The sequence below is a fragment of the Mailhella sp. genome, from assembly GCF_057866825.1.
In genome coordinates this window covers 1-8,810 of record NZ_DBMAHT010000087.1, presented here as the reverse complement: position 1 = coordinate 8,810, position 8,810 = coordinate 1, and the positions used below count along the sequence as shown (strand labels likewise).

At 62.5% G+C, this 8,810-nt stretch carries 9 protein-coding genes; 4 read left to right on the top strand and 5 right to left on the bottom strand.

Features of this window, described 5'->3' with window-relative positions:
- The 4 genes from ACZM96_RS08075 to ACZM96_RS08060 all read right to left on the bottom strand — a co-directional run.
- Positions 1 to 361 (bottom strand): glycosyltransferase family 2 protein (locus ACZM96_RS08075; RefSeq protein WP_489488425.1); only part of this gene is annotated, 361 nt, incomplete at its 3' end.
- A gap of 125 nt (positions 362 to 486) precedes the next feature.
- On the bottom strand, positions 487 to 1,317 hold the full coding sequence (gene tsf / locus ACZM96_RS08070) for a translation elongation factor Ts (RefSeq protein ID WP_294488708.1): 831 nt from the start codon (positions 1,315 to 1,317) through the stop codon (positions 487 to 489).
- 27 nt (positions 1,318 to 1,344) lie between these two features.
- Positions 1,345 to 2,094 (bottom strand): 30S ribosomal protein S2, encoded by a 750-nt coding sequence (rpsB, locus tag ACZM96_RS08065; protein WP_294488711.1) that lies wholly within the window; start codon positions 2,092 to 2,094, stop codon positions 1,345 to 1,347.
- A 589-nt stretch (positions 2,095 to 2,683) separates the two neighbouring features.
- Complete coding sequence (locus ACZM96_RS08060; RefSeq protein ID WP_489488424.1) at positions 2,684 to 3,391, bottom strand: hypothetical protein; 708 nt, start codon at positions 3,389 to 3,391, stop codon at positions 2,684 to 2,686.
- 251 nt (positions 3,392 to 3,642) lie between these two features.
- Here ACZM96_RS08060 and ACZM96_RS08055 point away from each other — a divergent pair, with 251 nt between their 5' ends.
- The 4 genes from ACZM96_RS08055 (at position 3,643) to ACZM96_RS08040 (ending at position 7,882) form a co-directional block, all read left to right on the top strand.
- A complete protein-coding gene (locus tag ACZM96_RS08055; protein WP_489488423.1) occupies positions 3,643 to 4,341 on the top strand; it encodes a metal-dependent hydrolase in 699 nt (232 codons plus the stop codon).
- A gap of 1,113 nt (positions 4,342 to 5,454) precedes the next feature.
- Positions 5,455 to 5,649 carry a hypothetical protein gene (locus ACZM96_RS08050; protein ID WP_489488421.1) on the top strand — a complete coding sequence of 65 codons (195 nt, stop codon included), beginning with the start codon at positions 5,455 to 5,457 and terminating at the stop codon, positions 5,647 to 5,649.
- Positions 5,646 to 6,818 carry an LPS export ABC transporter permease LptF gene (gene lptF, locus ACZM96_RS08045; RefSeq protein WP_489488420.1) on the top strand — a complete coding sequence of 391 codons (1,173 nt, stop codon included), beginning with the start codon at positions 5,646 to 5,648 and terminating at the stop codon, positions 6,816 to 6,818. Before ACZM96_RS08050 ends, lptF begins: the two co-directional genes overlap by 4 nt.
- On the top strand, positions 6,815 to 7,882 hold the full coding sequence (locus ACZM96_RS08040; protein WP_489488419.1) for an LptF/LptG family permease: 1,068 nt from the start codon (positions 6,815 to 6,817) through the stop codon (positions 7,880 to 7,882). The genes lptF and ACZM96_RS08040 overlap by 4 nt, the downstream gene beginning before the upstream one ends.
- A 694-nt stretch (positions 7,883 to 8,576) precedes the next feature.
- Here the strand turns inward: ACZM96_RS08040 and ACZM96_RS08035 are convergent.
- On the bottom strand, positions 8,577 to 8,810 hold a 234-nt coding region (locus ACZM96_RS08035), incomplete at its 5' end, for a GNAT family N-acetyltransferase (RefSeq protein WP_489488417.1).

Sequence of the window (8,810 nt, the reverse complement as noted above, 5' to 3'; positions counted from 1 at the left end):
ACCAGGTGCGGCGGGGCATGGAAAAGGCGCTCTTGTCGCCGGGATTCTCCAGCGCGGCAAGAATGCTTTTTTTCAGCTCCGGCGAGATGATTTCGTCGCAGTCGAGCATGAGCACCCATTCGGTGGGAGCGTTGGCGGCAAGCCAGTCGATGCCGTAGCGTATCTGCCTGGCGTTGCCCGGCCACTTGTTCTGAATGAAGATGGCCCCGTGAGAGCGGGCGATGTCTTCCGTCTTGTCGGAACTGAAGGAGTCAACAATGAGCACGCGGTCGCAGAAGGAAAGGGATTCGAGACACTTTCCCAGCAGGCGTTCGCCGTTCAGGGTAATGATGAGGGCGGTAAGTCGTACGGGAGCTTCCATGAGGCGATCCGTAAAAAGGGCATAAAAAAGGGGAGAGAATGTTCTCTCCCCTTGTATCCTGAACTCTTGTCGGATTCAAGCTCGGCAGCGCGACTTTTCCATAAAAGTCGCGAAGACGGGCCCGATTACGCGCCGAGCTGGATGCGGACGAACTTGCTGACCTTGATGGAGCAGCCGGCGGCCTTGGCGGTGGCCTTCAGGAGATCCTGCACGGTCATCTTGTCGTCGCGGATGTAGGGCTGATCGAGCAGGCAGACTTCCTTGCAGTACTTCTTCACGGCGCCTTCGGCGATCTTGTCGATGATCTTCTCGGGCTTGCCTTCGGCAAGGGCCTTCTGACGATACACTTCGCGTTCGCGTTCGAGCAGCGCGGGATCGAGGCTGTCGGCGTCGAGGGCGAGGGGGTTGGAAGCGGCAATCTGCATGGCCACGTTCTTGGCGAATTCGGCCACGGTGGCGTCGGCGGGCTTGTCGGTGTCCACTTCGACGAGCACGGCGAGCTTGCCGTTGGAATGCACGTAGGTGCCGATGACGCCTTCGCCTTCAATGCTCATGCGCACGAAGCGGCCGAGCACGGTCTTTTCACCGGTGGAGGCGGCCAGCTCGTTCATGCTGTCCTGGAAGGCGTCGAGGTTTTCGGGGTTGTTCGCGGCCACTTCCTGGGCCACGTGCTTGGCGAAGTCCTGGAACTTTTCGCCGCGGGCCACGAAGTCGGTTTCGGTCATCACTTCAACGATGGCGGAAACCTTGCCGTCGGCGCTGGTGGCGGAGGCGATCACACCTTCGGAGGTGGCGCGGTCGGCGCGCTTGGCGGCCTTGGACAGGCCCTTCTGACGCAGCCAGTCGAGCGCCTTTTCCACGTCGGCTTCACATTCGGTGAGAGCCTTCTTGCAATCCATCATGCCGGCGCCGGTCTTGTCGCGCAGCTCCTTCACCATGGCAGCGGTAATAGCCATTGTTATGCTCCTTGCAAATAAAAGGGGTTATTCAGCGGCTTCGGCCGTTTCGGCGGCCTTCTGCATGGCAGCTTCGGGATCGGCCACTTCCTTGCTCTGGGCGGCGCCTTCGAGGCAGGCTTCGGCCATGGCGTTCACGAACAGCTTGATGGCGCGGATGGCGTCGTCGTTGCCGGGAATGATGTAGTCGATGACGTCGGGATCGCAGTTGGTGTCGGTGACGGCCACGATCGGGATGCCGAGCTTGCGGCATTCCTTCACGGCGATCTCTTCACGATGCGGGTCGATGATGAACACGAGCTGGGGAAGGCTGTCCATGTCCTTGATGCCGCCGAGGGTCAGATTCAGCTTGTCGAGCTCGCGCTGGAAGCTGAGGATTTCCTTCTTCTGATAGCGGTTCACGGAACCGTCGGCGAACATGGCTTCGAGCTTCTTCAGACGTTCGATGCTCTTCTGAATGGTCACGAAGTTGGTGAGGGTGCCGCCCATCCAGCGGTTGGTCACGTAGGGCTGACCGGCGCGGGAGGCTTCGGCGGCCACGGCTTCCTGAGCCTGGCGCTTGGTGCCGATGAAGAGCACCTTGCCGCCGTTGGCCACGGTTTCCACGATCTTGTCATGGGCGGTGCGGAACAGCTTCACAGTCTGCTGGAGGTCGATGATATGGATGCCGTTGCGGGCGCCGAAGATGAAGGGGCGCATCTTGGGGTTCCAGCGACGGGTCTGGTGACCGAAATGCACGCCGGTTTCCAGCATCTGTTTCATGCTGACGTAAGCCATGGTAATTCTCCTTGAGAAAAAAGGGTTTGTCTTCCACATCGACCCCTGGCCCTTCACCCGTTGACGCCCTTCGTCTCCGGGAACCCTGGCCGCTGCCGATGTGTGCATTATGTGTAACTTGTGGTGTCTATCCTATTTTTCCCTGCAAGGCAAGTGTTTTCCGGGCGGCGTGCGCGGGACAGGGGCGGCGGGGAAACGGGGACGGGAAAGGCGTCGGCAGGGCGCGCTGCGGGGCGTGTCTGCCCGCGGGGGATTTTTTGGCGGCAGAGGGGAGCTGCGGCGGGAAAGACGTTGCGCGGAAGAGGCGGCAGCGTGAGGCGGGCGTCGCACGGCCTCTGCGGGCGAGGGAGTTGTTTGCGAGGGGGCGGCGCGTTTGCCGGGCGGGGATTCCTCGACCGTCAGACACGCGAGGGAGAGGGCGGCAGGACTGGCCTGCGCGGGGAGAAAATTCTGCGGCGGGGGCAGAAGAGCCACCGGCGCGGGGGGATTTTTTGCGTGAGGGTGGGGCGTCTGCGGGGAGGAGGCTCGTTTGTTGAAGGGAAGCGGCGTCGGACGGGCCGTCGTCAAAAGAACGCCCCGGCGCGCGGGATTACTTTTTTTCGGACTTGTTGCCGCGCACGATCATGTCGGCAAAGGCGGTGGCGGTTTCCTTCACCCAGTCGAGGTGGGGTTCGGGGGCGTCGTTGCCGAGAATGGAGCTGACGGTGACAAAGAGCACGGTGTCCTTTACGGGAACCACGGCGGTGGTCACGGCCGTGGAAAGCCAGCTCTTGGGGCCGCGTTCCATCATATTAAAATGGATGAGGCTGGTGTACAGAAACGCGCTCGACGTGCGCACGGAATCCACGAGCAGGGGCGTGCCCGTGGAGAGCGCGCGTTCGAGGGCCTTCTCGCGGTTTTCCATCTCCTGCGCCGGGGTGTCGGTGCGGTTGCGCGGTATGCGCGAAAAGCCGATGAAAAGTCCTTCCGTGGAGCGGGCCAGCAGCTCGGCGTCCTTCTGTTCCAAGGGGCGGGTCTGACCTTCCAGGGCGCAGATGAGCACCTGTCTTGTGACGGCGTCGCGGCTGCCGTAGCGGTACTGATGCGCCATGTACTGCGGCAGATACATCTTCACGAGCCGACCGTGACGCACGGCGTTCTTTTCGGTGTCGAGAAAGAGGTCGGATTCGTGATCGGTGAGTTCGGTGAAGCCGTCGGGCGCGGAAAACTTGAGGGAGTCCACGCCGTCGTCGAAGGCGCGGGCGGGGAGGGGAAGGCAGAGCAGAAGCGTGAGAAGCAGGGGAAGAACTGGGCGCATGGCGAACTCCTTGCATCGCGGCAGGGCCGCTCGGAAGCGGCGCGGCCCGGAGACGAATTCCGTGCGCTGCGGCGAAGCCTTTCGAGAGTTGCCCGGCGTCGGGATTTTTGTCAAGGCTCGGGGCGCTATTACGGCTTGACCGTGAGCCGAGGTGATATTAAAAGGAAAAAACCGTTTCCGTCCCCTCCGTTTTTTGCGGAGGGGTCCTCGGGAAGTAGCTTCTTCCCTTCCCCCTTACCAGTGGAGGAATCATGTCTCAGCTGCACATTACCTGGTATGGCCATTCCAACGTCATGCTCAGTGAAAACGGCGTGTCCGTTCTTTTTGATCCTTTTTTTGAAGGCAATCGCTTTGCGCCCGACTGGCGCGAAATTCCGCGCCCCGACATTGTGGCCCTGACGCACGATCACGGCGATCACATGGGTCAGACCGTGGAAATCGTGCGCACCACCGGAGCCATGCTGTACTGCATTGCCGACCTTGTGGGCTACTTCCGCGAACGCGGCGTGCCGGAAGGTCAGATCATCAACTACGGCATGGGCGGCAACGTGGACGGCACGCTGGAGTTCAAGGGAACCAAGCTCACCATGACGCAGGCGTTCCACTCTGCGGCCATGGGCTCTCCCGTGGGCTACGTGGTGGAAATGCCGGGCGGACACACCGTGTACCACGCCGGCGACACGGGCCTGTTCGGCGACATGACGCTCATTGCCGACCGTTTCAATCTTGATCTTGCGCTGCTTCCCATCGGCGGCGTGTTCACCATGGACGGCAAGCTGGCCGCCAAGGCGGCGGGCCTGCTCGGCGCGCCCGTGGCCATGCCCATGCACTACCGCACCTTCCCCGTGCTGGCGCAGAACGCCGATCTGTTTGTGGAATCGCTGAAGGAATTTGCTCCGACCTGCCGTCCGCTGGTGATCGAACCCAACGAGATGGTGGTGCTGGACTGACATTCGGCACTCGGATGCCCCGTCTCCCGGATCTGTTCCCGGAGGCGGGGCCGGCTCGACGCGGCATGAGGGGATGGCGCATTCCCCTCGGCCGCGGGCGAGTCTGCGCCCGGGCGTCGGCCTTGCAAAAATGCCGATGCCCCCGCGCAGTTTTCCTGCCTTGCTCCGTTGTCGCCGTTGTCGGCAGAGGCGGCAACCCGGTTTTCGCCGGGGCCGGCGCTTTCCCGGCGACGAGAGGCATGTTCAAGCGTCCTTCGGCGGCTCTGCCCGCGGGAGGTGAGCCGTCCGAAGGGGCCGTTTTTTTTTTGCGGAGCTGCCCCGGCGTTCCGACGTCTGCGCAGGGCCACGTTTTTCTGCCTTGGCGCGGGGCGCGGGCAACCGGGAAACTTCACGAGCGGCGGTCTTGCGATGTCTTTGCGCAGGGCAGCCTGTCCGTCTTTCACAGTCGGAGGACTTCCGCGCAGGCGGGCCGCGCACCCGTCGCCGAAGGGCAGGTCGGCAGCGATCTTCGGCACAGGTCGTGCGGGGTCGCTTCGTAACCGACGGGCAGCCACGGCTCCGGCGCGGGACGGGGCGTTCTGCGTTGAAACTTCCCGGAGACTGCTCTGCGCTGCCTTGAGCCCTCCCGCGTGGGATGCCCGGGCGGAGGATGGCGCTTTTGCGCGGCGCAGAAGTCCGGCTCGCGGCATCCGGCGTTCGGACGGCAGGCCGCAGTCAGATGCAAAAACTACCCGTGATTGGGAAGCCGCACCTGCGAGAAGCCAGCGCAGGGCGATGTTTTTTCTGCTCCGGTGCGGAACGCGGACTGCGATAACACGGTTCCCGTCAAGCGCATGGGAAGAGGGCTCTGCCGCAAGCCTCGGCCCCCGACGCAGGCGGAACGAAGGCAGCAATGCTCCGGCGCAGGCCGTGCGCGCCCCCGGTCCGGACTCCCGGAGCGCGAGGCTCCCGGCACTTGCCGGTCCGCTTCCCGAATGTTCCAAAGCGCGGAGTTCTTTCCGCCGGGGAAGTGGGGCTTTTCCCGCTTCATCATTTTTCCGAAAAGGGTTATCATGTGTCGGTTCCGCTGCGGCGTCCCGCCGCGGCCGAAGACTGACGCATGGGGAGACGCCTATGGCCACCGTTATGCAGCACGAAGAACTGATACGCCGCGCCCTTGCCTATATTCTGGAACGCAGACGCGACTGTCCGGACACGAAGGTCGCCGAGCTTCTGGACAGCGCAGGCGCGCGCTTCAATCTTTCGCCCCTCGATCAGGAGGCGCTGGAAAGACTGCTTTCGCTCAAGTCCGACGAGGGCGTCGCATGAATCTTCTCCAGAGACGTCTGTTCCTGGAGCACGCCAAGACGTTTTTTCTGTCCATGGCCGTGCTCCTGCTGTTCATCCTCATGGGCCGCGCGCTCCAGCTGCGCGACATGCTCCTCGGCCTTGAACTGAGCATCTGGGATACCCTGCGCCTGTTCGGATATCTGAGCCCGTTCTTTCTGCTCATCATCTGCCCCATCGCCTGCATGCTGGCGGTCTTCCTCACCTTTTTGCGCATGAGCACAGACAGGGAGCTCGTCGCCCTCAAGGCGGGCGGCGTGAGCCTGTATCAGATGCTGCCCGCACCGCTTGTCTTTTCCGTGCTCTGCGCGCTGCTCGGCTTCTGGATTTCCGTGTACTGGCAGGCCTGGGGCATGGGACATTTTCGTTCCGAAGTGCTGGACATCGCGAGCAGCAGCGCCCGCGTGGTGGTGCAGCCCGGCGTGTTCAACAAGGACGTGCCCAACATGGTCATGTTTGCGCGCAAGGTGGATCCCATCACCGGCACCATGGCCGGCGTGATGGTGGAAGACCGGCGCGCCGCGGGCACCACCATGACCATTCTTGCTCCCGACGGCAGCCTCGACGCCGACTACGAAAACGGCGAACTCATCTTTCTGCTCAAGAACGGCCGCAGCTACACCGAAAAGGATAACTCCCTCTCGATCATGGGCTTTCAGGAATACGCCGTGCGCCTGAGCTTCGATTCGCTGTTCCAGGGCGTGGACATGGGCCCGGTCAAGCCCAAGGAATACACCTGGGCCCGCCTCTACGACACCCAGAACGAACGCGAGCTCCAGAAGACCGATCCGCGCATGGCCCGCAAAATCGTGGTGGAACGGCACAAGCGTCACGTGTTTCCCATTGCCTGCGTGGTGCTGTGCATCTTCGTCATACCCATTGCCACGTCGTTTCAGGGCCTCAAGCAGCAGACCGGCGTGCTCATGGCGCTGCTTCTGTTCCTCGTGTATTACAGCCTGCTCATGCTGGGCATCAGTCTCGGCGAAAGCGGCGATCTTGATCCGGCCATCGGCCTGTGGGTTCCCAACGCGGTCTTTCTGCTGATGGGCCTCTACGGCCTGCGGCTCGCCGCACAGGAGCGCATGCCGCGCATTACCGAATACTGGAATTCCCGCAAGAGCCGCAAAAAGAAGAAGGGGGCCGATCAATGAGCCTGCTTTTCCGATACATCTTCATGCGGCACGCCCGCCTGCTGCTGCTCATCATGGGCCTCGGCGTGGGCATCTACCTGCTCACCGACATCGTGGAACGCGTGGACATCTTTATTGAAGCGGGTTCCGGCATAGGTCTGGTGCTCCAGTACTTCGGCGTGCGCCTGCCTTCCATCATCGCGCAGATCCTGCCCGCCGTGTTCCTGCTGGCCACGGTGGTCACACTCTGCCTCATGGGCGGAAGCCGTGAACTCACGGCCCTGCACGCCGGCGGCATTTCCTTTGCCACCGTGGCCGTCATTCTGGTCATGTGCGGCGTGTTCTGGGGCGTGGTGCAGTTCTGCTGCTCGCAGCTGCTCGCCGTGCAGGGCGAACGCTATTCCCAGCAGATATGGCAGGAAGAGGTGCGCAAGAAAAACCTCGACGACCGTACCCTCGACGACGTGTGGTTCATGGAAAACGGCTGGACCGTGTCCGTGAAAACGCTCCGGGCCGACGGCGAAGGCTCAGGCTTCTCCGCCTTCCACGTCCGGGACGGCGGCTCCGACGTGGACGTCATCGTGCGCGCCCCCCGCGTGAAGGGCAGCGAAAACGGATGGGTGGCCGCCAACGCCGTGCGCCTCTATCCCGATACCTACCAGAGAGAAAGCCTTCCCCGCCTGGAACTGCCCCTGCATCAGGATCCTGAACTCTTCTTCTCCACGGAATCCAACAACCTGCAGCAGCTCCCGCTCTGGCAGCTCGGCGACGCCATCAACCAGCTCGGCGCGGCAGGCTCCAACGTGGACGGCCTGCGTACCGTGTGGCACGGAAAAATCGCCTACGCCGCCTCCCTCGTGGTCATGGCCGTGCTCGGCGCGGCCATCGTCTCCCGCTTCCCCAATATCTATATCGCCGTGGCCATCAGCATGGCGGGTACCTTCATCATGTACGCCCTCACCATGTTCGGCGAATCCCTGGGCCAGCGCGGAGCCCTCCCCCCATTCATGGCCGCCTGGGGCCCCGATACCCTCCTGCTCCTCATAGCCGTCGGCAGACTCTACCTCGTCAGCATCCGACGCTGACCCCTCATACCCATGCACTGCAACCAGCGCGGATCGGCTCGCCCCGGTCCGCGTTTTTTTTCGCTCGGAAAGGCAGAAAAGGCAGGAAAGGCAGGAAAGGCATGCGGGGGAAATAATTCCCCCCGCGCCCCCCTGTTTCCGCCGACGGCTTCGCCGTTCGGCGGGGCGGGAGTGCGGATGCAGGGCGCGTTGCCGAAGATGGCGGGCGTTTGGAAAGGCGGGGACTGCAGATGCGGGATGCTTGGCGGGCGTGGTTCGGGCTGCGTACTCAGTGCAGGTGTGTCCTGTCGGCCCCACCTGCGGTGGCCGACTCCTGTCCGGCCTTCGCCGGACAGTCGTGTCAAAGGAAGAGATTTCCAGATGTTGGGGGAGAATAGAGCGACCGCAGGTGTGGAAATGATTTTTCGTGCAGATGTCGCGGGTGCGCGTATTTTTCGGCACGGAGGTTCAAACAGGCCCTCAGCGCGCTCTCAACGCTCCGGGGCGTGCGGGTGACATCGGAACATCGAAGGGGAAAGGAAGTGTCCGGCGGAAGAGGGCTCACTGATGGAGGAATGTCCGGGGATGCGGCTGGGGAAAGCAGCGCCCATAAATAAAAGTTTTAGGAAGGAGGATGGGGGTGCGGGGGAAGGAGGAAAGCCCTTTTTCAAAAGGGTTTCCTCCTTCCCCCGCATCTCTCTCCCTCTCTTTCTTCCTAATCTTCTATTTCTGAAAAAGGGGTGAAGGGCTGAGGGGGGGCGGAGGGCTCGGCGAGGCGTTTTTCCATCCAGACCATGTCGTACCAGCGGTTGAACTTGAAGCCGCAGCGGGGGAATTCGCCCACGGTATGGAAGCCCATGCGGGTATGGAAGTGGATGCTGGCGAGGGTGAGGTGTTCATCCTCTTTTGGGGGGCGGGCGATGCAGGCGTAGAGCAGCAGGATGCCCTG